The 25024-nt window shown below is 62.5% G+C and carries 23 protein-coding genes; 12 read left to right on the top strand and 11 right to left on the bottom strand.

The window, feature by feature from the left end; all coding sequences use genetic code 11:
- Positions 1 to 282: 282 nt before the first annotated feature.
- Complete coding sequence (locus tag ACF8RA_RS14425) at positions 283 to 1233, bottom strand: LysR family transcriptional regulator (protein ID WP_176682500.1); 951 nt, start codon at positions 1231 to 1233, stop codon at positions 283 to 285.
- A 132-nt stretch (positions 1234 to 1365) separates the two neighbouring features.
- On the opposite strand from ACF8RA_RS14425, the gene ACF8RA_RS14420 reads away from it, so the two are divergent.
- Complete coding sequence (locus ACF8RA_RS14420; RefSeq protein ID WP_176682501.1) at positions 1366 to 2892, top strand: CoA-acylating methylmalonate-semialdehyde dehydrogenase; 1527 nt, start codon at positions 1366 to 1368, stop codon at positions 2890 to 2892.
- Positions 2893 to 2902: 10 nt separating this feature from the next.
- Complete coding sequence (gene mmsB, locus ACF8RA_RS14415) at positions 2903 to 3790, top strand: 3-hydroxyisobutyrate dehydrogenase (protein WP_019438857.1); 888 nt, start codon at positions 2903 to 2905, stop codon at positions 3788 to 3790.
- 192 nt (positions 3791 to 3982) lie between these two features.
- Here mmsB and ACF8RA_RS14410 read toward each other — a convergent pair whose 3' ends face one another.
- Positions 3983 to 4327 carry a cupin domain-containing protein gene (locus ACF8RA_RS14410; RefSeq protein ID WP_003251579.1) on the bottom strand — a complete coding sequence of 115 codons (345 nt, stop codon included), beginning with the start codon at positions 4325 to 4327 and terminating at the stop codon, positions 3983 to 3985.
- A 141-nt stretch (positions 4328 to 4468) separates the two neighbouring features.
- Positions 4469 to 5350, bottom strand: a complete 882-nt coding sequence (locus ACF8RA_RS14405; protein ID WP_392519270.1) for a LysR substrate-binding domain-containing protein — start codon at positions 5348 to 5350, stop codon at positions 4469 to 4471.
- Positions 5351 to 5428: 78 nt separating this feature from the next.
- Here ACF8RA_RS14405 and ACF8RA_RS14400 point away from each other — a divergent pair, with 78 nt between their 5' ends.
- Positions 5429 to 6193, top strand: coding sequence for a sulfite exporter TauE/SafE family protein (locus ACF8RA_RS14400; RefSeq protein ID WP_392488273.1), 765 nt, complete (start codon positions 5429 to 5431; stop codon positions 6191 to 6193).
- Here the strand turns inward: ACF8RA_RS14400 and ACF8RA_RS14395 are convergent.
- On the bottom strand, positions 6183 to 6497 hold the full coding sequence (locus tag ACF8RA_RS14395; RefSeq protein ID WP_392488272.1) for a putative quinol monooxygenase: 315 nt from the start codon (positions 6495 to 6497) through the stop codon (positions 6183 to 6185). The two genes, ACF8RA_RS14400 and ACF8RA_RS14395, sit on opposite strands and share 11 nt — an antisense overlap.
- Before the next feature lie 163 nt (positions 6498 to 6660).
- On the opposite strand from ACF8RA_RS14395, the gene ACF8RA_RS14390 reads away from it, so the two are divergent.
- From ACF8RA_RS14390 to ggt, 3 genes are all read left to right on the top strand, one after another.
- Positions 6661 to 7251: an NAD(P)H-dependent oxidoreductase gene (locus ACF8RA_RS14390; RefSeq protein ID WP_176682506.1), complete on the top strand. Its 591-nt coding sequence runs from the start codon at positions 6661 to 6663 to the stop codon at positions 7249 to 7251.
- A gap of 183 nt (positions 7252 to 7434) precedes the next feature.
- On the top strand, positions 7435 to 8331 hold the full coding sequence (locus tag ACF8RA_RS14385) for a LysR family transcriptional regulator (RefSeq protein WP_392462187.1): 897 nt from the start codon (positions 7435 to 7437) through the stop codon (positions 8329 to 8331).
- A 117-nt stretch (positions 8332 to 8448) separates the two neighbouring features.
- Positions 8449 to 10116, top strand: a complete 1668-nt coding sequence (ggt, locus tag ACF8RA_RS14380) for a gamma-glutamyltransferase (protein WP_176682507.1) — start codon at positions 8449 to 8451, stop codon at positions 10114 to 10116.
- 139 nt (positions 10117 to 10255) lie between these two features.
- On the opposite strand, the gene ACF8RA_RS14375 is transcribed toward ggt, so the two are convergent.
- Both ACF8RA_RS14375 and ACF8RA_RS14370 read right to left on the bottom strand, forming a co-directional pair.
- A complete protein-coding gene (locus ACF8RA_RS14375) occupies positions 10256 to 12223 on the bottom strand; it encodes a methyl-accepting chemotaxis protein (protein WP_392514588.1) in 1968 nt (655 codons plus the stop codon).
- 219 nt (positions 12224 to 12442) lie between these two features.
- Complete coding sequence (locus ACF8RA_RS14370) at positions 12443 to 13324, bottom strand: neutral zinc metallopeptidase (protein ID WP_209963479.1); 882 nt, start codon at positions 13322 to 13324, stop codon at positions 12443 to 12445.
- 200 nt (positions 13325 to 13524) lie between these two features.
- On the opposite strand from ACF8RA_RS14370, the gene pcaH reads away from it, so the two are divergent.
- Positions 13525 to 14244: a protocatechuate 3,4-dioxygenase subunit beta gene (gene pcaH / locus ACF8RA_RS14365; protein ID WP_009682255.1), complete on the top strand. Its 720-nt coding sequence runs from the start codon at positions 13525 to 13527 to the stop codon at positions 14242 to 14244.
- 10 nt (positions 14245 to 14254) lie between these two features.
- Positions 14255 to 14860, top strand: coding sequence for a protocatechuate 3,4-dioxygenase subunit alpha (pcaG, locus tag ACF8RA_RS14360; RefSeq protein WP_010955312.1), 606 nt, complete (start codon positions 14255 to 14257; stop codon positions 14858 to 14860).
- A gap of 150 nt (positions 14861 to 15010) precedes the next feature.
- On the opposite strand, the gene trmA is transcribed toward pcaG, so the two are convergent.
- From trmA to ACF8RA_RS14345, 3 genes are all read right to left on the bottom strand, one after another.
- Positions 15011 to 16096 (bottom strand): tRNA (uridine(54)-C5)-methyltransferase TrmA, encoded by a 1086-nt coding sequence (gene trmA, locus ACF8RA_RS14355; protein ID WP_209963482.1) that lies wholly within the window; start codon positions 16094 to 16096, stop codon positions 15011 to 15013.
- Positions 16093 to 17388 (bottom strand): NCS2 family permease, encoded by a 1296-nt coding sequence (locus tag ACF8RA_RS14350; RefSeq protein ID WP_209963485.1) that lies wholly within the window; start codon positions 17386 to 17388, stop codon positions 16093 to 16095. The genes trmA and ACF8RA_RS14350 overlap by 4 nt, the downstream gene beginning before the upstream one ends.
- 229 nt (positions 17389 to 17617) lie before the next feature.
- Positions 17618 to 18838, bottom strand: coding sequence for an MFS transporter (locus ACF8RA_RS14345; protein ID WP_176682512.1), 1221 nt, complete (start codon positions 18836 to 18838; stop codon positions 17618 to 17620).
- 343 nt (positions 18839 to 19181) lie between these two features.
- Between ACF8RA_RS14345 and ACF8RA_RS14340 the strand changes: the two genes are divergently transcribed.
- Genes ACF8RA_RS14340 through ACF8RA_RS14330 form a run of 3 tightly spaced genes read left to right on the top strand, consistent with a single transcriptional unit; the run spans position 19182 to position 21794 of the window.
- The gene (locus ACF8RA_RS14340; protein WP_019438403.1) at positions 19182 to 20618 is read left to right on the top strand and encodes a cytochrome ubiquinol oxidase subunit I; all 1437 of its coding nucleotides are present in this window, start codon (positions 19182 to 19184) and stop codon (positions 20616 to 20618) included.
- Between the two features lie 3 nt (positions 20619 to 20621).
- A complete protein-coding gene (gene cydB / locus ACF8RA_RS14335; protein WP_003251612.1) occupies positions 20622 to 21629 on the top strand; it encodes a cytochrome d ubiquinol oxidase subunit II in 1008 nt (335 codons plus the stop codon).
- A gap of 9 nt (positions 21630 to 21638) precedes the next feature.
- On the top strand, positions 21639 to 21794 hold the full coding sequence (locus tag ACF8RA_RS14330; protein WP_012274180.1) for a DUF2474 domain-containing protein: 156 nt from the start codon (positions 21639 to 21641) through the stop codon (positions 21792 to 21794).
- Between the two features lie 105 nt (positions 21795 to 21899).
- On the opposite strand, the gene ACF8RA_RS14325 is transcribed toward ACF8RA_RS14330, so the two are convergent.
- Together ACF8RA_RS14325 and ACF8RA_RS14320 are read right to left on the bottom strand one after the other, a co-directional pair.
- Positions 21900 to 23024 carry a methyltransferase gene (locus ACF8RA_RS14325; protein ID WP_176682513.1) on the bottom strand — a complete coding sequence of 375 codons (1125 nt, stop codon included), beginning with the start codon at positions 23022 to 23024 and terminating at the stop codon, positions 21900 to 21902.
- Between the two features lie 96 nt (positions 23025 to 23120).
- Positions 23121 to 23828, bottom strand: a complete 708-nt coding sequence (locus ACF8RA_RS14320) for an autoinducer binding domain-containing protein (RefSeq protein WP_176682514.1) — start codon at positions 23826 to 23828, stop codon at positions 23121 to 23123.
- Between the two features lie 216 nt (positions 23829 to 24044).
- Between ACF8RA_RS14320 and ACF8RA_RS14315 the strand changes: the two genes are divergently transcribed.
- The gene (locus ACF8RA_RS14315; RefSeq protein ID WP_176682515.1) at positions 24045 to 24821 is read left to right on the top strand and encodes a ferredoxin--NADP reductase; all 777 of its coding nucleotides are present in this window, start codon (positions 24045 to 24047) and stop codon (positions 24819 to 24821) included.
- Positions 24822 to 25024 lie beyond the last annotated feature (203 nt).

The raw sequence follows: 25024 nt of genomic DNA, 5'->3' as shown, positions 1-25024 counted from the left end.
GCGCAGGCCCATCAGTCACATATCCCCTGTGGGAGCGGGCGTGCCCGCGAAGCAGGCAACGCGGTGTCTGGCAGCGGCTTCGCCGGTGTTCGCGGGCAAGCCCGCTCCCACGGGATCTGTGCTTGTCCTTGGAAATGCGCAGGCCCATCAGTCACATATCCCCTGTGGGAGCGGGCGTGCCCGCGAAGCAGGCAACGCGGTGTTTGGCACCGGCTTCGCCGGTGTTCGCGGGCAAGCCCGCTCCCACAGGGGCTGTGTTGCCTTCGGAAATGCGCAGGCCCATCAGTCCTGGGCAAAGCGCATCTCGCGGGTTTGCCCCATCAACAACGGCGCATTCGCCTCGGTCACCCCGCGGATGTAATCCCACAGCAGGGTAATGCGCTTCAACTTGCGCAAGTCTTCCCGGCAGTACATCCAGAAGTGCCGCGTGACCTCGATCTCCTCCGGCAACACCGTGACCAATCGCGGGTCCTGCGCGGCGAGGAAGCACGGCAATATCGCCAGCCCACGCCCCTGCAGCGCTGCCGTGTACTGCGCGATCACGCTGGTACTGCGCAAATGCGCGCTGGCGTTGGGGATCAGGTTGGCCAGGTACAGCAGCTCGGAGCTGAACGCCAGGTCATCCACGTAACTGATGAACGGGTGTTTGGCCAGATCCGTCACCTGGCGGATCGGCGCGTGGCTGTCCAGGTAGTCCTGGGTGGCATACAATCGCAAGCGGTAGTCGCACAGCTTGCAGCACACATAAGGCCCATGCTCGGGCCGCTCCAGCGCGATGACGATGTCCGCCTCACGTTTGGACAGGCTGATGAAGTGCGGCAGCGGCAGGATGTCCACCGAAATCGCCGGGTAGGCGTCGACGAAGTGGCTTAGCTGCGGCGTGATGAAGAAGCTGCCAAAGCCCTCGGTGCAGCCCATGCGCACATGGCCCGACAATGCCACCCCCGACCCGGACACCTGTTCGCAAGCCATGTGCAGCGTGCTCTCGATCGACTCGGCATAGCCCAGCAGGCGCTGGCCCTCGGCGGTCAGCACAAAGCCGTTGGTCCGCGACTTTTCGAACAGCAAGGTGCCCAGCGCGCCCTCCAGCGAGCTGATGCGTCGCGACACGGTGGTGTAATCCACGCTCAGCCGTTTGGCAGCACTGCTGGCCTTGCGGGTGCGAGCCACTTCGAGGAAGAACTTCAAATCGTCCCAGTTGAGCGCGCTCAGGGATGTGAGGTCTTTTTGCATGATGATCCGGTTTTTTTGTGCGTTCTTGTTGGATGTTTGCACATCTATACTCGAAACAAGCCTCAGGACGCCACCTCGCGTTTGCCCGGCGCTGGCGATCTCGTCCCGACAACAATTCCAAGGAGAACGCAGATGAACGCACCGCAATCCCCTAACAGCACCAAGGTTGAGCAGGTCAAGCTGCTGATCGACGGCCAGTGGGTCGAGTCCAAAACCACCGAATGGCGTGACATCGTCAACCCGGCCACCCAAGAGGTGCTGGCGCGCGTACCGTTCGCCACCGTCGAGGAAGTCGACGCAGCCGTGGCCGCCGCGCAACGCGCATTCCAGACCTGGCGTAACACCCCGATCGGCGCCCGCATGCGCATCATGCTCAAGCTGCAGGCGCTGATCCGCGAACACACCAAACGCATTGCCCAGGTGCTCAGCGCCGAGCAGGGCAAGACCCTGGCCGACGCTGAAGGCGATATCTTCCGCGGTCTGGAAGTGGTCGAGCATGCTGCGTCCATTGGTACCCTGCAGATGGGCGAATTCGCCGAGAACGTCGCCGGCGGTGTCGATACCTACACCTTGCGCCAGCCGATCGGCGTATGCGCTGGCATCACCCCGTTCAACTTCCCGGCAATGATCCCGCTGTGGATGTTCCCCATGGCCATCGTCTGCGGCAACACCTTCGTGCTCAAACCATCCGAGCAGGATCCGCTGTCGACCATGCTTCTGGTCGAGCTGGCGCTGGAAGCCGGCGTACCGGCCGGGGTGCTGAACGTGGTGCACGGCGGCAAGCAGGTGGTGGATGCCATTTGCACCCACCAGGACATCAAGGCGATTTCCTTCGTGGGCTCTACTGAAGTCGGCACGCACGTGTACAACCTCGGCAGCCAGCATGGCAAGCGTGTGCAGTCAATGATGGGCGCCAAGAACCACGCGGTGGTGCTGCCTGATGCCAACCGCACGCAAACCATCAATGCGCTGGTCGGTGCTGCCTTTGGTGCGGCGGGCCAGCGCTGCATGGCTACCTCGGTGGCGGTGTTGGTGGGCAAGGCCCGCGAATGGTTGCCGGATATCAAGGAGGCTGCAAGCAAGCTGAAGGTCAATGCTGGCTGTGAGCCGGACACCGACGTTGGCCCGGTGGTTTCCAAGCGTGCCAAGGAGCGTGTGCTGGGCCTGATCGAAAGCGGTATCAAGGAAGGCGCCAAGCTGGAACTCGACGGCCGTGACGTCAAGGTACCGGGTTACGAACAAGGCAACTTTGTCGGCCCGACCCTGTTCTCGGGCGTGAAGACCGATATGCAGGTGTATACCCAGGAAATCTTCGGCCCGGTGCTGGTGACCCTGGAAGTCGACACGCTCGACGAGGCCATCGCCCTGGTCAACGCCAACCCGTTCGGCAACGGCACCGGCCTGTTCACCCAGAGCGGCGCGGCAGCACGCAAGTTCCAGAGCGAAATCGATATCGGCCAGGTCGGCATCAACATCCCGATCCCGGTACCCGTACCGTTCTTCAGCTTCACCGGCTCGCGTGGTTCCAAGCTCGGTGACCTCGGGCCGTACGGCAAGCAAGTGGTGCAGTTCTACACTCAGACCAAGACCGTCACTGCTCGCTGGTTCGATGACGACAGCGTCAACGACGGTGTGAACACCACCATTAGCCTGCGCTAAGGAGTACGTCATGCGTATCGCATTCATCGGCCTGGGCAACATGGGCGCGCCCATGGCCCGCAACCTGATCAAGGCCGGGCATCAGCTGAACCTGTTCGACCTGAACAAGGCCGTGCTGGCCGAGCTGGCAGAACTGGGCGGGCAGATCAGCCCCTCGCCCAAGGACGCGGCGGCCAACAGCGAGCTGGTGATCACCATGCTGCCGGCCGCAGCCCATGTGCGTAGCGTGTACTTGAACGAGGACGGCGTATTGGCCGGCATTCGTCCTGGCACGCCGACCGTTGACTGCAGCACCATCGACCCGCAGACCGCACGTGATGTGTCCAAGGCCGCAGCGGCCAAGGGCGTGGACATGGGTGATGCGCCGGTTTCCGGTGGCACTGGCGGCGCCGCGGCCGGCACCCTGACGTTCATGGTTGGCGCCAGTACCGAGTTGTTCGCCAGCCTCAAGCCGGTACTGGAGCAGATGGGTCGCAACATCGTGCACTGCGGGGAAGTCGGTACCGGCCAGATCGCCAAGATCTGCAACAACCTGCTGTTAGGCATTTCGATGATCGGCGTGTCCGAGGCCATGGCCCTGGGTAACGCGCTGGGTATCGATACCAAGGTGCTGGCCGGCATCATCAACAGTTCGACCGGACGTTGCTGGAGCTCGGACACCTATAACCCGTGGCCGGGCATCATCGAAACCGCACCGGCATCGCGTGGCTACACCGGTGGTTTTGGCGCGGAGCTCATGCTCAAGGACCTGGGGCTGGCTACCGAAGCGGCACGCCAGGCACACCAACCGGTGATTCTCGGTGCCGTGGCCCAGCAGTTGTACCAGGCCATGAGCCTGCGAGGCGAAGGTGGCAAGGACTTCTCGGCCATCGTCGAGGGTTATCGCAAGAAGGAGTGATGCAAGAGGTGGATTTCATCGCGGGCCAGGCGGCCTTCCCTCTGTAACTGCGCACCAGAGGGAAGGGCGTCTGCTCCGCGATTTTTTTCGTCCACGCTTACAGGTATTGCGCGGCCGTGGTAGGAGCGGGTTCACCCGCGAATGCTACAGAAGCCTCACCGCCGCATTAGCAGGTAAACCCGCGCCTGCAAGTCAGGCGAAGACGAAATACTTGCGTACAGTCTCGACCACTTCCCAGGTACCTTTCATGCCTGGCTCGATCACGAACACATCACCTGCTTTCAGGTGCTTCGGCTCTTCGCCTTCCGGGGTGATGATGCAGTAGCCATCGAGGAAGTGGCAGAACTCCCATTTATCGTAGTTGACCTCGAATTTGCCCGGGGTGCAGATCCAGGTGCCCATGATCTTGCTGCCGTCGGCCGACAGGTAGGCATTGAGGTTGACGGTATGCGGATCGCCGCCGATGCGCTTCCACTTGGTGGCGTCCACGACCGGCGTCGGGCAGGTTTCGCGCAGGACGGTGATGAAATCGGACATGGCACAACTCCTGGTGACTGGCTGAATGACTGGTCACCATAGGCCGTACGGCCGAGCTGCAGTTGCCTGGGCTCGACGTCCAGGTGTCTGGCCGCGCTATGGCAGGCGGTTTGCCTCGACAGTGGTGTGCGCCCCAGCGCGTCAGCCAGTAAAGGTGGCTACCAGTTCTGCGGCATAGCCCGGCAATGTCGCAAAATCCCGCGCGCACACCAGCAACCGGCGGTTGGCCCATGGCTCCTGCAGCGCCACCCAGTGCAATGGCAGCATACCTTGCCAGCGCTGCACCGCTGCCAGCGGCACCACCCCGATTCCGGCCCCGCCCGCGACCATGCGGATCACCCCATCAAACCCCTCCGCACGCACCCGGACCTGCATGCGCTGCCCCTCGTGCAGCGCTTGCTTTTCCAGGTACAACCCCAATGCACTGCCGGCCCCCAGGCCGACATAGCCATGGGCCAGGCTGTCGACGAAGCTTGGCGCCAGCGCACTGGCCAGGGGGTGGCCCTGTGGCGTCACTAGCACCAGCGGGTCATCTCGAAACGGCTTGGTCTGCAGGTGCTCGCTGGGGGCGGCTGTGGACACGATGCCCAGGTCGGCCATGCCTTGGGTAATTGCCTGCACGATGCGCAAACTTGGCAGCTCTTGCACGTCCACGCTGACGCCCGGGTTTTCAGCCAGATAGCTGGCCAGCAGTTCGGGCAAGTATTCGGTCAGCGCTGCGGTGTTGCACAGCAGGCGCACTTGGCCTTGCTGCCCTTGCGCGTATTGGCCCAGGTCGAACTGCAGGCGTTCGACCTGCTGCGTTATCAGCCGTGCATGCTGCAACAGTGCCTGGCCAGCCGGCGTTGGTTGTACGCCACGGCGGTTACGTTCCAGCAAGGGAATGCCCAGCGATGCTTCCATGGCGCGGATGCGCGCACTGGCTGCCGGCAGCGACAGATGGCTGCGGCTGGCGCCGGCGGTGATGTTGCCGCACTCCAGGGTGTGCTGGAACAGCTTGAGGTCGGTCAGGTCGAAATGCATGTGGCTCTGTCCTGGCAAGAGGCTGGCTGAGTATATGGCAGATTCTCACGTTGCCCGGGGTGCGCCATCATCGGCCCCATGACTACCTTGCTCGCTTTCTACCAGAACATTGGCCCGGCACTGTCGTTGCTGGTTGTACTGACCTTCCTGCTGGCTGGCGCAGTGAAGGGAGTCATCGGTCTGGGCCTGCCGACCATTGCCATGGGCCTGTTGGGCCTGGCTATGCCGCCGGCGCAGGCTGCCGCATTGCTGATCGTGCCCTCGACGCTCACCAACCTGTGGCAGTTGGCCTGCGGCGGGCACCTGCGAGGGTTGTTGGTCCGCCTGGGGCCGATGCTGGTACTGATCTTTGTCGGCACCTTGCTGGGCAGCGTGTGGCTGGGAATCAACAGTGGCCCCTGGGCTGCGCACGCGTTGGGGGGCGCCTTGCTGGTCTATGCGTTGTATGGGTTGGTCGGCCCGGGCTTGCAGGTGACCCCGGGACACGAGCGCTGGCTGGGACCGCTGTGCGGGCTGGTCACGGGTGTGGTCACGGCGTCGACCGGGGTGTTCGTGATGCCAGCGGTGCCTTACCTGCAGAGCCTGGGTTTGAACCGCGAGCAGATGATCCAGGCCCTGGGTTTGTCGTTTACGGTGTCGACCCTGGCCTTGGCCCTAGGCCTGGCCGGGCAGGATGCCTTGGGTGGCCAGGCGCTAGGAGCGTCGCTGCTGATGCTGGCGCCGGCCTTGCTCGGCATGCTGGCGGGGCAGTGGCTGCGTCAGCGGATCAGCGCGCTGCTGTTCAAGCGTTGCTTTTTCATCGGCCTGGCCGCACTCGGCGGCCATCTGCTGATCAGCGGCTAGCGGACGAAGCGCTGAGCATGTCGACCCTCTGGATATCGAAATCGCGCTCCAGGTAGTCCATGCGCTTTTCGAAGAAGGCGGCCATGTGCGGGAGGGCCGAATGCACGTCCAGCGCGGCCTTGTCGGCCCACACTTCGAAGAACACAAACAGGCTCGGGTCCTGCTGGTCGCGCAGCATGTGGTACTCGATGCAGCCGGGTTCCTGGCGGCTTGGCTCGACGTAGGGACGGAACAGCTTTTCGAACGCATCAGCCATTTCCGGGCGGGTCTTGGCTTTGAGGATAAAGGCGAACGGCTCACTCATGGGGCGCTACTCGGTGATGGGTGGTGAGTCGATTCTACGGCAATAATGCATTGCTCATTCGTGACTTCTGGTCAATTGTATTTTGCCCCGTCACCGCTGTATCCCGCCCCCGCGAGCCTCTAACCTGCCGGCATCAATTTTTGATTCGGCCGTGGAGGCCAGCATGAAAAAGATCCTTCTGCTCAATGGTGGTAAACAGTTCGCTCACTCCGAAGGCCGTCTCAACGCGACCTTGCACGACGCGGCCATCGCTCACCTGGACCGCGCCGGTTTCGATGTGCGCCAGACGTTCATCGATGGCGGCTACGATGCCCAGGAAGAGGTGGAGAAATTCCTCTGGGCCGATGTGGTGATCTATCAGATGCCCGGCTGGTGGATGGGCGCGCCGTGGACCGTTAAGAAGTACATCGACGAGGTATTCACTGCCGGCCACGGCAGCCTGTATGCCAATGATGGCCGTACCCGTTCGGACCACTCGCAAAAATACGGCAGCGGTGGTTTGGTGCACGGCAAGCAATACATGTTGTCGCTGACCTGGAACGCGCCGCAGCAGGCGTTCGATGACCCGAGCGATTTCTTTGAAGGCAAAGGGGTGGATGCCGTGTACTTCCCGTTCCACAAGGCCAACCAGTTCCTCGGCATGACCGGCCTGCCGACCTTCCTGGCTGTGGATGTGATGAAGCGCCCGGATGTGCCGGCGGCGTTGGCAGCTTATGAGGCTCATCTGGACAAGGTGTTTGGCAAGGCACAGTAATTTTATGCCTGTACGGGCCTATTCGCGGGCTTGCCCGCTCCCACAGGTATTACGCAGGTTTCAAGGACTTTGCAGTACTTGTGGGAGCGGGCAAGCCCGCGAATAGGCCCGTACAGGCGCCGCTGGACTTGGCCTAGACAAGCGGTTATCTAATCCTTGCACAGACCAACCACAGGCCCAGATGTGAAAACCCGATCCGAAGAACTCCAGGTATTCGTCGCCGTCATCGACTGCGGCTCGATTTCCGCTGCTGCCGAGCAGATGGGCCAGACCCCGTCTGCCGTCAGCCGCACCCTGTCGCGCCTGGAGGGCAAGCTGGGCACCACGCTGGTCAACCGCACCACCCGGCGCATGGACCTTACCGAAGAGGGGCGCTACTTTCTTGAGCGCTCGCGGCTGATCCTGCAGCAGATGGACGAGATGGAAGAGCGTCTGTCGATGAACCGCCAGACCCCGACCGGGCGATTGCGCATCAATGCTGCGGCGCCGTTCATGCTGCATGCCATCCTGCCGTGGATCGGCGAGTTCCGCCGCCAGTACCCGGGCATCGAACTGGAGCTCAACACTGACGACCTGATCATCGACCTGCTGGAGCAGAGCACCGATGTGGCGATCCGCATCGGTGAACTGGCCGACTCCAGCCTGCATGCGCGCAGCCTGGGTTGCAGCCCGGTGCAGGTGCTGGCCAGTCCGGCCTACCTGGAGCAGCACGGCACGCCACGGCAGGTCGAGGAGCTGGCCGAGCACTGTCTGCTCGGCTTCAGCCAACCTGAGTCGCTCAATCACTGGCCGCTACGCCATGCTCAGGGCGACCGCTGGAGCATCCGCCCGGCGCTGGTCGCTTCCAGCGGCGAAACCCTGCGCCAGTTGGCGCTGGCCGGGGAGGGCATCGTCAGCCTGTCGCACTTCATGACCCACGAAGATATCCGCACAGGGCGCCTGCAGGTGCTGCTGAGCGAGGCCAACAATGGCTACCGTCAGCCGATCCACGCGGTGTATTACCGCAATACCCAGTTGGCGCTGCGCATCCAGTGCTTCCTGGATTTCATCCAGCGCAAGCTGGCGATGTACGCCTGCTGAGTTGCCTGAACGCGACAAATTCTGTCCACAGGCGGCGAAACTTCCGACGGTTGATTGCACAGTCGAAGCGCTTCGGCCTTACTGACTGCTCAACAAAAACAACACCAAGGAAGTGTCATGCGTATTGTCCCTTTCCAGTATCTGGCTCTCGCAGCCGCGATCCTGAGCTGTTCCTCGGTTTACGCCGCCACCCTGGAGGGCGGCGCGGTGGCCGCCCCCGATCAATATGGTGCACAGGTGGCCGCCGATATTCTGAAAAAGGGCGGCAACGCGGTGGACGCGGCAGTGGCGACCGCCTTCACCCTGGCGGTGACTTACCCGGAAGCCGGTAATATCGGCGGTGGCGGTTTCATGACCCTGTTCGTCGATGGCAAGCCTTACTTCCTCGACTACCGTGAAGTCGCGCCCAAGGCCGCCACGCGCAACATGTACCTGGACGACAAGGGCGAGGTCATCGAGAACCTCAGCCTGGTCGGGGCACGCGCCGCAGGCGTACCCGGTACGGTAATGGGCCTGTGGGAGGCGCACCAGAAGTTCGGCAAGCTGCCCTGGAGCGAGTTGCTGACCCCGGCCATCGGCTATGCGAAAAACGGCTTCAAGGTGGCGGAAAAGCAGTACCAGTACCGCAACGATGCCCAGGGCATGTTCAAGACGGCGACCAACTTCAACGATTACTTCGGCAACATGAAGGTCGGCGAGCTGTTCAAGCAGCCGGAAATGGCCCAGACCCTGGAGCGTATAGCCGACAAGGGCGTGAGCGAGTTCTATCAAGGCAAGACCGCCGATTTGCTGGTGGCGCAGATGCAGGCTGACAAAGGCCTGATTACCAAAGACGACCTGAAGGATTACAAGGCGGTATGGCGTGAACCGATGGCCGTGAGCTGGCGTGGCAATGTGGTGTATACCGCGCCACCGCCGAGCTCAGGCGGTGTGGCGCTTGCCCAGTTGCTGGGCATCAAGGAAGACCGCGCGGCCGACTTCAAAGGGGTGGCGCATAACTCGGCGCAGTATATCCACCTGTTGGCCGAGATCGAGAAGCGGGTGTTCGCCGACCGCGCCGACTACCTGGGCGACCCGGCCTTCACCAAGGTGCCGGTGGACCAGTTGGTGGCCAAGGATTACCTGGCCAAGCGCGCAGCCCAGGTCAACCCGAAGGCCATTTCCGAAACCGACAACGTCAAACCGGGCCTTGAACCGCACCAGACCACGCATTTCTCGATCGTCGACAAGCAGGGCAACGCGGTCAGCAATACCTACACCCTCAACCTCGACTACGGCAGTGGCGTGGTGGTGAAGGGCGCCGGTTTCCTGCTCAACGACGAGATGGATGATTTCAGCGCCAAGCCGGGTGCGGCGAACGCCTTTGGCGTGGTCGGCGGTGATGCCAACGCGATCGAACCGGGCAAGCGCATGCTGTCGTCGATGAGCCCCAGCCTGATGACCCGCGATGGCAAGGTCGAGCTGGTTATCGGTACCCCGGGTGGTTCCCGGATCTTTACCTCGATCTTCCAGGTGATGAACAACCTGTACGACTACGGCATGCCGCTGGACAAGGCGGTGGCGGCGCAGCGCGTGCACCATCAGTTGCTGCCCAAGGACACCATCTACTTCGACAGCTATGCGCCACTGACCGGGCCGGTAGCTGATGAGCTGAAGAAGATGGGCTATGTGCTGGAGGACCAGGGCTGGGAGATGGGTGACATCCAGGCGATTCGAGTCGATGGAGCGAAGCTTGAGACCGCTTCTGATCCACGTGGGCGTGGGGTGGGGATGATCGTCAAGTAGTACCTGTGAGCACGCCGGGAGGGCTTTGCCCTCCTATCGCGACACAAGGCCGCTCCCACGAGGACCTGCGTACGTCGATCAATGTGGGGGGCGGCCTTGAATCGCGAAAGGGCCGCAAAGCGGCCCCAGGTTCCAACGGTCAGACGCGGAACTGGCTGACCAGTGTCTGCAACTGCCCACCCAGCCGCGCCAGTTCCACACTCGACGCTGCCGTCTCGTCACTGGCTGCTGCGGTTTGCTCTGACACATCACGCACATTCAGGATGCTTCGGCTGATCTCTTCAGCCACCGCACTCTGCTGCTCTGCCGCTGCAGCAATCTGCTGGTTCATCGACTGGATGCTCGATACCGTACTGGTAATGCTCTCCAGTGATGACCCGGCCTTTCGCGCCAGTTCGACGCTGCTGTCGGTCAGGGTACGGCTGCCCTGCATGGCACTCGCCACTTGCTGGGTGCCGTGCTGCAGGCTGGCAATCAGCTCTTCGATCTCTTCGGTAGACTTCTGTGTGCGCTGGGCCAGGCCGCGCACTTCGTCGGCAACCACAGCAAAGCCACGGCCCGCCTCGCCGGCGCGTGCCGCCTCGATCGCTGCGTTGAGCGCCAGCAGGTTGGTCTGTTCGGCCACCGACTTGATCACGTCCATCACGCTTCCAATCTTCTGGCTTTCCTGCTGCAGCAGGTTCATGGCCTCGGTAGAGCGGTGCATGTCTTCGGCCAAGCGTTCGATCTGGCCAATCGCTTCGCCCACCACGCGGTCGCCGGCCCGGGCTTCGTCATCGGCACCGGTGGCTGCATGTGAGGCCTGCTCGGCATTGCGCGCCACTTCCTGAACGGTAGCGGCCATTTCGTGCATGGCGGTGGCCACCTGGTCGGTCTCGACTTTCTGGCTGTTGGCGCCGGCGCTGGTCTGTTCGGTGACTGCCGACAGCTCTTCGGCGGCGCTGGCGATCTGGGTGACGCCATCGCGGATGCCGCTGATCAGCTCGCGCAGGGTGGTGCCCATACGTGCGATGCCTTGCTGCAGTACGCCCAGTTCGTCGCGGCGGGTGACGCGCATATGCTGGGTAAGGTCGCCGCTGGCGATCTTTTCCACGGCCATCAGGGTGTCTTGCAAGGGGCGAGTGATCTGGCGGGTGATCAGCACCGCCGCCAGCACGCCGACCAGCAGCGCCAGCAGTGTAGCGATGGCCTGCAGACTGCGGGCCTGGGTGCTCTCGATGTCACGGCGCTCTAACTGGATCTGGTACAGCGCGTCGCTGCGCTTGACGATGTCGGCGCCTTGCACGGTCATTTCGGCGCGCGAGGTGGTGATGTTGGCAACCGCGTCGCGGAACTGGCGCACGGCCTCACGATAGGCCAGTACCGCGTTTTCGAACTGTTGCAGGCGCGTGTCTTCGCTGGGCAGCTGGCGCTTGAGGTTGTCGGTATCGGCCAGTGCTGCATCCAGCTGGCGCAGGGCAGCCTGCTCGTTGGCGCTGCTGTTGTCGGCGATGTAGCCACGCACATCGATGCGTACCTGCAGCAATTGCTGGCGGGCCTTGCTGATCAGCTGGTACTGGGCCAGGCGCACGCTGTCAGCCTCGGGGCGAGCCATCACCTCCCGGCTGAGCGCATCCATGGCCTGGTCGGCGCGGATGGCCGAGCTGTCCATGGAAACGCGCGCCGCGCGGGTGGCGTCATAGCCCTGGCGCATCTTGTTCAGCGACACCTTGTAGGCGCTGATGGTTTCGCCCAGTTCACCCAACAGCTTGATGTTCTCCGGGCTTTTGAAGGTGGTGGCCAGGTAGGCCTGCTGCTTGCTGAATGCATCCAGCTTGGCCAGGGTGTTGGCGGCGGCGGTATCGTCGCCGTTGGCGATCATGTACTGCAGGCGCGCAATGCGCAGGTTGGTGAGGTCCTTGTTCAACTGGCCGATATCGCCCATCCAGTTGCTGCGGTCGATCAGGCTGCCCAGGCTGGTCCAGCCGGTGAGGGCCAGCAGGCCGGTGAGGACCAGCACCAGGCCGAAGCCCAGGCCGAGTTTGAGGTTGACGCTGATGTTGGCGAACCAGCTGTTCATGCACGCTCTCCAGAAGTTGATTTCGCTCTCTTGATCTTCGATCGCCAGGCGTTGTTGTTCTGGATGCCCGCTGATTCGTGCAGGGGTTATCGGCAATGGATAGGGAAGCTGAAACGCTTTTTCAGCAAAATATCAGCAAGCGGTCTCGCTCGGTCCCTGTGGGAGAGGGTTCACCCGCGAAGCAGGCGACGCCGTGAATGGCACCGGCTTTGCCGGTGTTCGCGGCTAACGCCCTACAAGGACCGCGTCTGCCTGTTGGACCGAGTATCAGAGGTTGCGTGCACTGAAGGTATCGCAGCGGTTCACTTCACCTTCGGCAAACCCGATCTTGAACCAACGCACCCGCTGCGCGGAAGTGCCATGGGTGAACGAGTCCGGCACCACGCGCCCGCGGCCTTGCTGCTGCAGGCGGTCGTCGCCAATGGCATTGGCTGCATTCAGCGCTTCCTCGACATCGCCTGGCTCCAGCCAGTTCAGGCGTTTCTGCGCCTGGTAGGCCCATACCCCGGCCAGGCAGTCGGCCTGCAACTCCTGGCGCACCAACAGGCCGTTGTCGCCCTCCATACGCTGGCCGCTGCGTCGTGCGGCATCGACCTTGGCCGAAACCCCCAGCAGTGTCTGCACATGGTGACCGATTTCGTGGGCGATCACGTAGGCCTGGGCGAAGTCGCCAGCTGCAGCGAAGCGGGTTTCCATTTCGCGGAAGAACGACATGTCCAGATACACCCGCTGGTCCGCCGGGCAATAGAACGGCCCGACCGCTGCCGAGGCAAAACCACAGGCCGAGTTGACCTGGCCACTGAACAGGACCAGCTTGGGGTCACGGTATTGTTTGCCGGCCTGGGCGAACAGGGCTTTCCAGGTGTCCTCGGTGTCGCCCAGAATCGAGGCGACGAACTCGGCTTGCTGGTCGTTGGCCGGAGGGGCCTTGCCGCTTGTGCCACTGGGTGCTGTCTGCTGTTGCTCCATCTGGCCGGCAAGCTGGCCAAGAATCTGCAGCGGGTCCTGCCCGGTGAGCCAGCCGATGCCGACGATCAGCAGAATCGCCCCGAGGCCCAGCCCTTTGCCGCCGCCGAAACGCATGCCGCCGCCACCGCCACCTCTGGCATCGACCACGTTGTCGCTGCGTCGGCCTTTTCGCCATTCCATGAGTGCTCTCCCGAGCGTGAAACAAGAAGACAAAGATTAGTTCACGAAGGCGGTACGTGTCAGGCTGAGGTGTTGATACATAACCATTTGGTTATGTATCAAGTGGTCGATTTCAATATTCATCGCGTACCGCCTGCCGGAAACTGCAAGTCCGCCTGCCACGCCCAGGCGTTCTCACAATTCCAAGAGAGGAAACCGGCATGCCCGCCCAGGACAACAGCCGCTTCGTGATCCGTGATCGCAACTGGCACCCCAAAGCCCTTACGCCTGACTACAAGACCTCCGTTGCCCGCTCGCCGCGCCAGGCCCTGGTCAGCATTCCGCAGTCGATCAGCGAAACCACTGGTCCGGACTTTTCCCACCTGGGCTTCGGCGCCCACGACCATGATCTGCTGCTGAATTTCAATAACGGTGGCCTGCCAATCGGCGAGCGCATCATCGTCGCCGGTCGTGTCGTCGACCAGTACGGCAAGCCTGTGCCGAACACCTTGGTGGAGATGTGGCAGGCCAACGCCGGCGGCCGCTATCGCCACAAGAACGACCGCTATCTGGCGCCACTGGACCCGAACTTCGGCGGTGTTGGCCGGTGCCTGACCGACCGCGACGGCTACTACAGCTTCCGCACCATCAAGCCGGGCCCGTACCCATGGCGCAACGGCCCGAACGATTGGCGCCCGGCGCATATCCACTTCGCCATCAGCGGCCCGTCGATCGCCACCAAGCTGATCACCCAGTTGTATTTCGAAGGTGACCCGCTGATCCCGATGTGCCCGATCGTCAAGTCGATCGCCAACCCGCAAGCCGTGCAGCAGTTGATCGCCAAGCTCGACATGAGCAACGCCAACCCGATGGACTGCCTGGCCTACCGCTTCGACATCGTGCTGCGCGGCCAGCGCAAGACCCACTTCGAAAACTGCTGAGGACCCCGCCATGCCAATCGAACTGCTGCCGGAAACCCCTTCGCAGACTGCCGGCCCCTACGTGCACATCGGCCTGGCCCTGGAAGCCGCTGGCAACCCGACCCGCGACCAGGAAATCTGGAACTGCCTGGCCAAGCCAGACGCCCCGGGCGAGCACATTCTGCTGATCGGCCATGTATACGACGGGAACGGCCACCTGGTGCGCGATTCGTTCCTGGAAGTGTGGCAGGCCGACGCCAACGGTGAGTACCAGGATGCCTACAACCTGGAAAACGCCTTCAACAGCTTTGGCCGCACGGCTACCACCTTCGATGCCGGTGAGTGGACGCTGCAAACGGTCAAGCCGGGTGTGGTGAACAACGCTGCTGGCGTGCCGATGGCACCGCACATCAACATCAGCCTGTTTGCTCGTGGGATCAATATCCACCTGCACACGCGCCTGTATTTCGATGATGAGGCCCAGGCCAATGCCAAGTGCCCGGTGCTCAACCTGATCGAGCAGCCGCAGCGGCGTGAAACCTTGATTGCCAAGCGTTGCGAAGTGGACGGGAAGACGGCATATCGCTTCGATATCCGTATTCAGGGGGAAGGGGAGACAGTCTTCTTCGACTTCTGAGGTGAGGCTTGGGGCCGCTCTGCGGCCCATTCGCGGGCAAGCCCGCTCCTACAACGATCTGCGTACGCCGAGCAACGGGCTGTATGCCGATCAATGTAGGAGCGGGCTTGCCCGCGAATGGGCTGCAAAGCAGCCCCGGCAATACAACGATCAGCGCCGAACCAGCAGAACCCCACTTTCCATATGGTGGGTATACGGGAACTGGTCAAACAATGCACAGCGCTCGATGCGGTGGGTATCCTGCAACTGGGCAATGTTCGCTGCCAGTGTTTCCGGGTTGCACGAGATGTACAGGATGCGTTCGAAACGACGGGTCAGCTCGCAGGTATCCGGGTCCATCCCCGCACGCGGTGGGTCGACGAACACGGTACCGAACTGATAACTCTTCAGGTCGATGCCTTCCAGGCGACGGAACGGCCGCACCTCATTGAGTGCCTGGGTCAGTTCCTCTGCCGACAAACGTACCAGCCGCACGTTATCCACAGCGTTCTCGTCGAGGTTGCTCAGTGCAGCATTGACCGACGTCTTGCTGATTTCGGTGGCCAGCACCTGGCGTACACGCGTGGCCAGCGGCAGGGTGAAGTTGCCGTTGCCGCAATACAGCTCCAGCAAGTCATCCTCACGCTCGCCAATGGCCTCGAAGGCCCAGCTGAGCATCTTCTGGTTCACTGCGCCGTTGGGCTGGGTGAACGCACCCTCAGGCTGGCGATAGCTGAACACGCGGCCAGCCACGTCGAGCTTTTCCACCGCGTAGTCACGGCCGATTACCAGACGCTTGCCCTTGGAACGGCCAATGACGCTCACGCCCAGCGCTTCCGCCAGTTGCCGTGCCTCCACTTCCCAGGCCTCGTCCAGCGGGCGGTGATAACACATCGTGATCATTGCATCGCCAGCCAGGGTGGTGAGGAACTCCACCTGGAACAGGCGGTTGCTCAGTTCTTCGCTGGCTTGCCAGGCCGCCTTCAGGCGCGGCATCAGTGCGTTGATGCGCTGGCTGGCAATGGGGAAATCGTCGATCAGGATTGCCTTGTGCTTCTCGCCCGGGGCGAACATGGCGTAGTGGCGCTGGCCATCCTCGCGCCACAGGCGGAACTCGGCGCGCAGGCGGTAATGCTCGCGTGGCGAGTCGAAAACAGTCGGCTCCGGCGCGCCGAACGGCGCCAGTAGCTCGCGCAGCCGGGCCACTTTGGCATCCAGCTGGGGGGCGTAGGAGGAGGGGTCGAAAGCAGCACTCATGCGTTGAACCAGCCTAGCTTGATGACGAACAGGATGGAAAGGATCACCAGCGCCGGGTTCAGGTCGCGGTGGCGGCCCGAAATCAGCTTGACGGCGGTCCAGGCGATGAAGCCGAAGGCGATGCCGTTGGCGATCGAGTAGGTCAGCGGCATGGCCAGGGCAGTCACGACAACCGGCGCGGCTTCGGTCACGTCGTCCCAGTTTATTTCTGCCAGGCCCGAGGCCATCAGCACGGCGACGAACAGCAACGCCGGGGCCGTGGCGAAGGCCGGTACGCTACCGGCCAGCGGAGCGAAGAACAGCGCCAGCAGGAACAGCACGGCAACCACGATGGCAGTCAGGCCGGTACGGCCACCGGCGCTCACACCCGCAGCAGATTCGATGTAGCTGGTGGTGGTCGAGGTACCCAGCAGCGAACCGGCCATGGCAGCGGTGCTGTCGGCGATCAGGGCCCGGCCCATCTTCGGCATGTGGCCGTCCTTGCCCATCAGGCCCGCGCGCTTGGCCACGGCGATCAGGGTGCCGGAGTTGTCGAACAGGTCGACGAACAGGAACGCGAAGATCACGCTGATCAGGCCCACATCGAGGGCACCGGCGATGTCCAGTTGCAGGAAGGTTGGTGCCAGCGAAGGTGGCATCGACACGATCCCGCCGAACGGCGTGACGCCCATGGCGATCGACGCAACGGTGACGGCCAGGATGCCGATCAATACCGCGCCGCGCACCTTCAGCGACTCAAGGCCGACGATCAGGAAGAAGCCCAGCGTGGCGAGAATCACCGAGGGCTGCTTGAGGTCGCCCATGCCCACCAAAGTGGCTGGGTTATCGACGACGATGCCTGCGTTATGCAGGGCGATCAATGCCAGGAACAGGCCGATACCGGCGGCAATCGCCGAACGCAGCGGCAGCGGAATGCTGTTCACGATCCACTCGCGGATGCGGAAGATCGACAGCAGGAAGAACATCACCGCCGACAGGAACACGGCACCCAGCGCCACCTGCCAGGTGTGGCCCATGTGCAGCACTACGGTGTAGGTGAAGAACGCGTTCAGGCCCATGCCCGGTGCCAGGGCGATCGGGTAGTTGGCAATCAGGCCCATGGTGGCGGAGCCGATGGCCGCTGCCAGGCAGGTGGCGACGAAGATCGCGCCCTTGTCCATGCCGGTCTCGCCGAGGATGCTCGGGTTGACGAACAGGATGTAGGCCATGGCCAGGAAGGTGGTGACGCCCGCGAGAATCTCGGTGCGCACGTTGGTGTTGTGTGCTCTTAGTTGAAACAGCCTTTCCAGCATTCCCGCTCCCCAAGGCGCCCCCGGCGCCATGAATGTATCGACCCCATCAGCAAAGCACAGACCGTACCGGATGCCGTGGTTTTGTGTGGGGAGGAAAAAAGCCGCGCATCATACCAGCATGCATGGCGGGGGCCTATGGCCGTTGGGGAATGGGTTTTTCTGGCTCTTCGCGGGTAAGGTCCCCTGTAGACGCGGGCTTGCCCGCGAAGAGTCCGGCACAGGTAACCCATCACCCGTTATGCAACCGATCCCGCTTGGCCAGGGTAGGGAACAGTTTTATCCACACCCCGGTCACCACCAAGGTGCCCACCCCACCCAGCACCACCGCCGGCACTGTACCAAACCAGTGCGCGGTCACCCCCGATTCGAACTCACCGAGTTGGTTCGAGGCACCGATGAACAAGCCGTTCACTGCGCTCACCCGCCCACGCATTTCATCCGGTGTCTCCAGCTGCACGAACGAACTGCGAATGACCATGCTGATCATGTCTGCCGCACCCAGTACCACCAGTACCGCCAGCGAGAACCAGAACGAGGTCGACAGGCCGAAGGCGATGGTCGCCACGCCGAACACGCCGACCGCAGTGAACATCGTCCGCCCGACGTTGCGCTGGAACGGGAAGCGCGCCAGCCAGAGCGACATCAGCAACGCCCCCACCGCTGGCGCCGAGCGCAACAGGCCAAGTCCCATCGGGCCGGTCAGCAGGATGTCCTTGGCAAATACCGGCAGCAACGCGGTGGCCCCGCCCAGCAATACTGCGAACAGGTCCAGCGAGATGGCGCCGAGGATGTCGGGCCGGCTGCGAATGAAGCGGATGCCAGCCAGCAGCGATTCGATGCTGGCGCGCCCGCGCTGGGCGACCTGGCCGTGTGCCTGCAGGCTCAGGGTCAGCACGCAGGCAATGGCGTACAAGGCCACCGTCGGGCCATACACCCACATGCTGCCAAAGGCATACAGGAAACCGCCCACCGCCGGCGCCACGATGGTCGCCGACTGGGTGGCCGAGGCCGACGCCGCCACTGCCCGCGGGAACAGCCCGGCCGGTACCACATTGGGCAACAGCGCCTGGGTTGCCGGCATTTCGAATGAGCGGCTGGCGCCGAGCAGGAAGGCCAGGGCAAAGATCAGTTCGCGGGTGACGTTGTCGGTAGCGCTGCCCACCGCCAGTGCCAGGGCAATCAGCCCCTGAAGGCTCTGGCACAGGGCGGCGACCTTGCGCCTGTCATAGCGGTCGGCGACATGGCCGGTGTGCAGCATGAACAGCACCCGTGGGGCGAACTCGACCAGGCCGACCAGGCCCAGGTCCAGTACGTTGCCGGTCAATTGGTAGAGGTGCCAGCCGATGGCCACGGTGAGCATCTGGAAGCCGCTGGCGGTGAACACACGGGCCAGCCAGAAGGCCAGAAAAGGACGATGGTGACGCAACAACTGCGGTGCGGAATCGGACATCGGAAATCAGTGGCCTCGGCGCAGTAGAGGGGCGCGCAGCGTATCACCTGTTTGTAACAAGCAGTTACTGTTTGCTCAGGTCGGCACTTTTCTACTGTTTATTAAAGAGGGTGAGGCAACAGGTCACGCGGCAATCCACCACACGCCCCATCGGGCCATTCGGGACTATGCTTCCAAGCATTCATTGATCTGGGTCAATCGTTCCAGATCAATGAATTGGCCGTCTGGCCGGAATCCCTGCGATCGAACAGAACAATTCCAACACGCCGTACTCGACCCAGTGGGGGCAGTGGGCGACTGGGGCCACAAGCCCGGACGCCGGATTATCTGAAGAGGAAGCACCATGTTCGGAATAGAGGCCTTAGAGCTCGCCCGAATGCAGTTTGCCTTTACCGTGTCATTCCACATCCTGTTCCCGGCCATCACCATTGGCCTGGCGAGCTACCTGGCAGTCCTTGAAGGCCTCTGGCTGCGGACCCACAACCAGGTTTACCGTGACCTCTATCACTTCTGGTCGAAGATCTTCGCCGTCAACTTCGGCATGGGCGTGGTCTCCGGCCTGGTCATGGCCTACCAGTTCGGCACCAACTGGAGCCGCTTCTCCGACTTTGCCGGCGCCGTCACCGGCCCGCTGCTCACCTACGAAGTACTGACTGCGTTCTTCCTCGAGGCCGGCTTCCTGGGCGTCATGCTGTTTGGCTGGAATCGCGTCGGCCGTGGTCTGCACTTCTTCTCCACGGTGATGGTAGCGCTCGGTACGCTGGTTTCGACCTTCTGGATTCTCGCCTCGAACAGCTGGATGCAAACCCCGCAAGGTCACGAGATCATCGATGGTCGGGTGGTGCCGGTGGACTGGTTTGCGGTGGTGTTCAACCCCTCGTTCCCCTACCGCCTGATGCACATGGCCACTGCCGCGTTCGTTTCCACCGCGTTCTTCGTCGGTGCCTCGGCGGCCTGGCACCTGCTGCGCGGGCGTGACAACCCGGCCGTACGCAAGATGCTGTCGATGGCCATGTGGATGGCACTGATCGTCGCCCCGATTCAGGCAGTGATCGGTGATTTCCACGGCCTCAATACCCTCAAGCACCAGCCGGTGAAAATTGCCGCGATCGAAGGCCACTGGGAGAACGTGCCCGGTGAGCCGACTCCGCTGATCCTGTTTGGCATTCCCGACATGGAGGCCGAGACTACCCGGTTCAAGATCGAGATCCCGGCGCTCGGCAGCCTGATCCTGACCCATAGCCTGGACAAGCAGGTGCCGGCGATGAAGGAATTCCCGCCCGAGGACCGGCCTAACTCCACCATCGTATTCTGGTCGTTCCGGATCATGGTCGGGCTTGGTTTCCTGATGATCTTCGTCGGCCTGTGGAGCCTGTGGTTGCGCAAACGCGGCACACTGTACAGTTCGCGCCCGTTCCTGCATGTGGCCCTGTGGATGGGGCCATCCGGGCTGATCGCGGTGCTGGCCGGCTGGTTCACTACCGAAATTGGCCGCCAGCCCTGGGTGGTGTACGGCCTGATGCGCACGGCGGACGGTGTTTCCAACCACAGCTACGCGCAGCTCGGCTTCACCCTTGTGGCCTTCGTGGTGGTGTACTTCGCCCTGTTTGGCACCGGCCTTGGCTACATGATGCGCCTGGTGCGCAAAGGGCCGCAGACCGGCGAGGGTGATGAGCACACACCGGGAGGCCCAGGCCAGAAACGCACGCCGGCACGGCCTTTGTCCGCCGCCGATGATGGCCGCGAGGCCACCTCTGCCAGCTTGAACAAGGGGAACTGAACCATGGGTATCGACCTTCCACTGATCTGGGCCGTGATCATCATCTTCGGCGTCATGATGTACGTGGTGATGGACGGATTCGACCTGGGGATCGGCATGCTCTTCCCCTTCGTCAAGGGCGAGCAGGACCGTGATGTAATGATGAACACTGTCGCGCCGGTATGGGACGGCAACGAAACCTGGTTGATCCTGGGCGGTGCCGGACTGTTCGGGGCCTTCCCGATGGCCTATGCCGTGGTCCTCGAGGCCCTGTACCTGCCCCTGATCCTGATGCTGATCGGCCTGATCTTCCGGGGCGTGGCCTTCGAGTTCCGCTTCAAGGCCAAGGCTGACAAGCGGCATATCTGGGACAAGGCTTTCATCTGGGGTTCGCTGATTGCCACCTTCTTCCAGGGCGTGGCGTTGGGTGCGTTCCTGGAAGGCTTCAAGGTGGTCGACCGGCATTTCGCCGGTGGCACCCTGGACTGGCTGACCCCGTTCAGCCTGTTCTGCGGGCTGGGGTTGATCGTGGCCTACACCCTGCTGGGTTGCACCTGGCTGATCATGAAGACTGAAGGGCCGCTGCAACAGAAGATGCACGACATGGCCCGGCCGCTGGCGCTGGTGCTGCTGGTGGTGATCGGTATCGTCAGCCTGTGGACCCCAATCGCCTACCCGCAGATTGCCGACCGCTGGTTCAGCATGCCCAACCTGATCTGGTTCATGCCGGTACCGCTGCTGGTGCTGGTGACGTTCTATGGGTTGCTCAAAGCGGTGGCGCGCAACGCGCACTACACGCCGTTCCTGCTCACGCTGGTATTGATCTTCCTTGGCTACAGCGGCTTGGGAATCAGCCTGTGGCCTAACATCATCCCGCCGTCGATCTCGATCTGGGATGCCGCAGCGCCACCGCAAAGCCAGGGCTTCATGCTGGTGGGTACCCTGTTCATCCTGCCGTTTATCCTCATGTATACCTTCTGGAGCTACTACGTGTTCCGCGGCAAGGTGACCCACGAAGACGGCTATCACTAGGAGGGCCGCATGATGACTGGCAAGCATGGCTTGGAAGACAAGAAACCGCTGTGGCAGCGACTGGGTTGGCTGTTGCTGATCTGGGCGATGAGCGTCGCGGCGCTGGGTGTGGCGGCCTGGGTGATGCGGCTGTTCATGGGGGCGGCGGGCCTGACCACACATTGATAAAGAGCGGCAGCGGGCTTGCCCGCGAAGCAGGCAACGCGCTAGATGGCACCGGCGTTGCCGGTGTTCGCGGGCAAGCCCGCTCCTACGGGGGCGGTGGCGCGCTTACTTGCGGGCTTTCAGAATGACGAACTTGGGCGTAGCCGCCACCTGCTCAACGCCGCGGAACAACCGCGCCAGCTTGCTGTGATAGCCCAGGTGCCGGTTACCCACGATGTACAGCGCCCCACCTACCACCAGCGCTTCACGCGCCTGCTGGAACATGCGCCAGGCCAGGAAATCACCTACTACCTGCTGTTGGTGGAACGGCGGGTTGCACAGCACCACGTCCAGCGACTGCTTCTCCAGCCCGGCCAGGCCATCGGCCGCGACGAAGGTCGCCGGGCGCTCGCCCAACGCTGCCTGCCAGTTCTCCTGCGCCGATTGCACCGCCATGTACGACTCGTCGACCAGGGTGTACTCGGCCTCCGGGTTGGCCAGGGCGCTGGCAATCGCGAGTACGCCGTTACCGCAGCCCAGGTCTGCCACCCGCGCACGGCCGAGGTCGCGTGGCAGATGCGGGAGGAACGCCCGGGTACCGATATCCAGGCCTTCACGGCAGAACACGTTGGCGTGGTTGATCAATTCCAGTGCCGGCACGTCGAGGCGGTAGCCGCTAGGGTAGGGGGACTTGGCGAGCGGCCGCTCGGCAACCGTTGCAGTCAGCAAGCGGGCTTTTTTCTGTGCCAGCGAAGCCTGTACGGGGCCGATGTACTTCTCCATCAGGTCGCCGGCCGCCCGTGGCAGGTGCTTGATCATCGCCCCGGCAATCACCTGCGCACCGGGGGCCAGCTGGCCTTGCAGGCGGATCAGTTGTTCTTCGAGCAGGGCCAGGGTCTTGGGTACACGCACCAGCACCCGATCAAACGGGCCTTGCCAGTGCTCGCTGGCCGGTACGAACGGCACACTGTCGAATGGCAGGCCATTGCGCGCCAGGTTCTTTTCCAGGGCCAGATGCCCCAGGTGCGAGTCACCGCTGCTGACCACCTGCAGCTGGCCCGCCAGGCTGGCGGCCAGGGCACCGAAGCTGTCATTGAGCACCAGTACCCGGCAATTGGCGTCAGGTGCCTGATCGTGTAGCTGCGCAAGCAGGTACTCGTCGGCGGCATCGAAAGCCTGCAACGGGTCGTTGGCCTGCTCCGGCTGGCGGATCAGGTCGAGTTCGGCGTAGGGGGTGGTCAACAGGGGCATGGCGTCTGGCTCGGGTACGAAACTGCCCGTTGCGGTTCGCCCCGGGCTTTGCCGGGCGATTCTACAGGGCTTTGCCCAAGGCCGCAGGCTTGGAGGTCAGATCCAGCCACGCAAGGCGGCAATGGCGATGGCTCCGGCCTTGTTGGCTGCATTGGTCTTGGTGATCACGCTGCGGATATGGAAGTTGACCGTGCTTTGCGACAGGGAGAGGATGCAGGCTACATCGGCAGCGGTCTTGCCGGCGGCAGACCATTTCAGCACTTCCAGTTCACGCTCGCTCATTTTCGGTTGGGGTGGGCACAGTGCGTTCAGGTGATGCTCGCCCAGTACCGCGTGAAGGGTGTGGCACAGCCACTGCACACTACCGGCTTTGTCGTACAGCTCGAACACATCGATGTGGCCGTTTGGTCGAGCGACACTGATCTGGCTTTCGTTGTGCTGCAGATCGTGAAGCGACTGTGTCCAGCCGTGGCGCAAGCCATGCTGGCAGGCCATTTCGCGAAATTGCGGGGCTTCCTTGTACAGTTCATCGGTCCACAGTACCGGCGTCGTCGAGCTGTGGCTGAGGTTCGCCGCCGGGTCCTGCTTGTAGAAGTCGTCGCGCTGGTAGCGCTCGATCCACTCACTTGGGTAGTTGCTGTAGAGGTACAGCCTTGGCGTTTGCGTAGCGATCTGAATACGGATGTTCAGCCCAAGGTAATCCATGCCCAGGCCCTGAGCCAGGTGGACTGCGATGTCGAACAGCTTCTGCGGGCTCCGTTCGCTGACGAAGGCATGAAGATGTTCAGGTTTCCATTGATACATCTGAGGCACTCCTTGGAGGCGCGCAGAATCCAATCCGTTTGAGTACCCGGAAGATTGTAGGAAAAGACCTACCATCCTGTTGGGAATTTTTTGTTATAGCGATCAGGATTTTCTGCGACTTCGGCCCGGTTGCACTCTATGAGGCCCTACAAAGCGGTGGTTTTTATCCTGGCCACTTTAGGCGACACTGTGCACACGCCAACCCTGGAGCCCGATATGACCGCTAGCGCCGACAAGTTCACCCGCCAGACACTGCTCGATGTTCAGCCACTGACGCCGAACCTCTTCAGCCTGCGGGTTACGCGCGACGCGGGGTTCCGCTTCCGTTCCGGCCAATTTGCCCGGCTAGGTGTGACCAAGGCCGATGGTAGCGTGGTGTGGCGCGCCTATTCCATGGTCAGCGCGCCCCATGATGAGTATCTGGACTTCTTTTCCATCGTGGTGCCAGGTGGTGAGTTCACCAGTGAGCTGAGCCGTTTGGGGGCAGGCGATACGTTGCTGATCGACCGCCAGGCGTTCGGCTTCCTCACCCTCGACCGCTTCGTCGGTGGTCGTGATCTATGGCTGCTGGCCACCGGTACCGGCATTGCGCCCTTTATGTCGATCCTGCAGGACTTCGAGGCCTGGGAGCGTTTCGACAGCATCAAGCTGGTGTATTCGGTACGCGAAGCCAAGGAGCTGGCCTATGTGGATGAGATTGCCGGGCTGGAACAGCGCGATTATCTGGCTGAGTACGCGGGCAAGTTGCAGTTCATTCCCGTGGTGACCCGTGAACAGCACCCGGGGGCGCTGAACCAGCGGATTACGACGTTGATCGAGAATGGCGAACTGGAGAGGGCGGCAGGGCTTGAACTGTCACCGGAGCATTCGCGGGTGATGCTGTGCGGTAACCCGGAAATGATCGACGAAACCCGCAAGGTCCTCAAGGCGCGAGACCTGCAACTGAGCCTGAGCAAGCGGCCCGGGCAGGTGGCTGTCGAGAACTACTGGTAAGACCATTGCGGCCGTTGTGGGGCCTGTAGGAGCGGGTTTACCCGCGAAAGGGCCGGGCCTGCTGGCCAATCTTCACCCGCCGTTCACCTTTGCCGTCGCCACCGTATTCGCGGGTGAACCCGCTCCTACACAGATGGGGGGTGGACACGCATCGGTGGTTGGACACAGGCCGCCGTAGGAGCGGGTTCACCCGCGAAGAGGCC

Source organism: Pseudomonas sp. FYR_5 (assembly GCF_043106315.1).
Lineage (GTDB): Bacteria > Pseudomonadota > Gammaproteobacteria > Pseudomonadales > Pseudomonadaceae > Aquipseudomonas > Aquipseudomonas putida_Y.
The sequence above is the reverse complement of the archived record's forward strand: the minus strand, read 5'-3'. Positions and strand labels throughout refer to the sequence as shown.

Excerpts from the sequence above, each read along its gene's own strand:
- ACF8RA_RS14410 (WP_003251579.1), bottom strand. The coding sequence starts at position 4,327 with ATGTCCGATTTCATCACCGTCCTGCGCGAAACCTGCCCGACGCCGGTC.
- ACF8RA_RS14370 (WP_209963479.1), bottom strand. The coding sequence starts at position 13,324 with ATGGAATGGCGAAAAGGCCGACGCAGCGACAACGTGGTCGATGCCAGA.
- ACF8RA_RS14345 (WP_176682512.1), bottom strand. The coding sequence starts at position 18,838 with ATGTCCGATTCCGCACCGCAGTTGTTGCGTCACCATCGTCCTTTTCTG.
- pcaH (WP_009682255.1), top strand. The coding sequence starts at position 13,525 with ATGCCCGCCCAGGACAACAGCCGCTTCGTGATCCGTGATCGCAACTGG.
- ACF8RA_RS14340 (WP_019438403.1), top strand. The coding sequence starts at position 19,182 with ATGTTCGGAATAGAGGCCTTAGAGCTCGCCCGAATGCAGTTTGCCTTT.
- ACF8RA_RS14405 (WP_392519270.1), bottom strand. The coding sequence starts at position 5,350 with ATGCATTTCGACCTGACCGACCTCAAGCTGTTCCAGCACACCCTGGAG.
- ACF8RA_RS14425 (WP_176682500.1), bottom strand. The coding sequence starts at position 1,233 with ATGCAAAAAGACCTCACATCCCTGAGCGCGCTCAACTGGGACGATTTG.
- ACF8RA_RS14330 (WP_012274180.1), top strand. The coding sequence starts at position 21,639 with ATGATGACTGGCAAGCATGGCTTGGAAGACAAGAAACCGCTGTGGCAG.
- ACF8RA_RS14390 (WP_176682506.1), top strand. The coding sequence starts at position 6,661 with ATGAAAAAGATCCTTCTGCTCAATGGTGGTAAACAGTTCGCTCACTCC.
- ACF8RA_RS14420 (WP_176682501.1), top strand. The coding sequence starts at position 1,366 with ATGAACGCACCGCAATCCCCTAACAGCACCAAGGTTGAGCAGGTCAAG.
- ACF8RA_RS14400 (WP_392488273.1), top strand. The coding sequence starts at position 5,429 with ATGACTACCTTGCTCGCTTTCTACCAGAACATTGGCCCGGCACTGTCG.
- ACF8RA_RS14315 (WP_176682515.1), top strand. The coding sequence starts at position 24,045 with ATGACCGCTAGCGCCGACAAGTTCACCCGCCAGACACTGCTCGATGTT.
- trmA (WP_209963482.1), bottom strand. The coding sequence starts at position 16,096 with ATGAGTGCTGCTTTCGACCCCTCCTCCTACGCCCCCCAGCTGGATGCC.
- ggt (WP_176682507.1), top strand. The coding sequence starts at position 8,449 with ATGCGTATTGTCCCTTTCCAGTATCTGGCTCTCGCAGCCGCGATCCTG.
- ACF8RA_RS14325 (WP_176682513.1), bottom strand. The coding sequence starts at position 23,024 with ATGCCCCTGTTGACCACCCCCTACGCCGAACTCGACCTGATCCGCCAG.
- ACF8RA_RS14320 (WP_176682514.1), bottom strand. The coding sequence starts at position 23,828 with ATGTATCAATGGAAACCTGAACATCTTCATGCCTTCGTCAGCGAACGG.
- mmsB (WP_019438857.1), top strand. The coding sequence starts at position 2,903 with ATGCGTATCGCATTCATCGGCCTGGGCAACATGGGCGCGCCCATGGCC.
- pcaG (WP_010955312.1), top strand. The coding sequence starts at position 14,255 with ATGCCAATCGAACTGCTGCCGGAAACCCCTTCGCAGACTGCCGGCCCC.
- cydB (WP_003251612.1), top strand. The coding sequence starts at position 20,622 with ATGGGTATCGACCTTCCACTGATCTGGGCCGTGATCATCATCTTCGGC.
- ACF8RA_RS14350 (WP_209963485.1), bottom strand. The coding sequence starts at position 17,388 with ATGCTGGAAAGGCTGTTTCAACTAAGAGCACACAACACCAACGTGCGC.
- ACF8RA_RS14395 (WP_392488272.1), bottom strand. The coding sequence starts at position 6,497 with ATGAGTGAGCCGTTCGCCTTTATCCTCAAAGCCAAGACCCGCCCGGAA.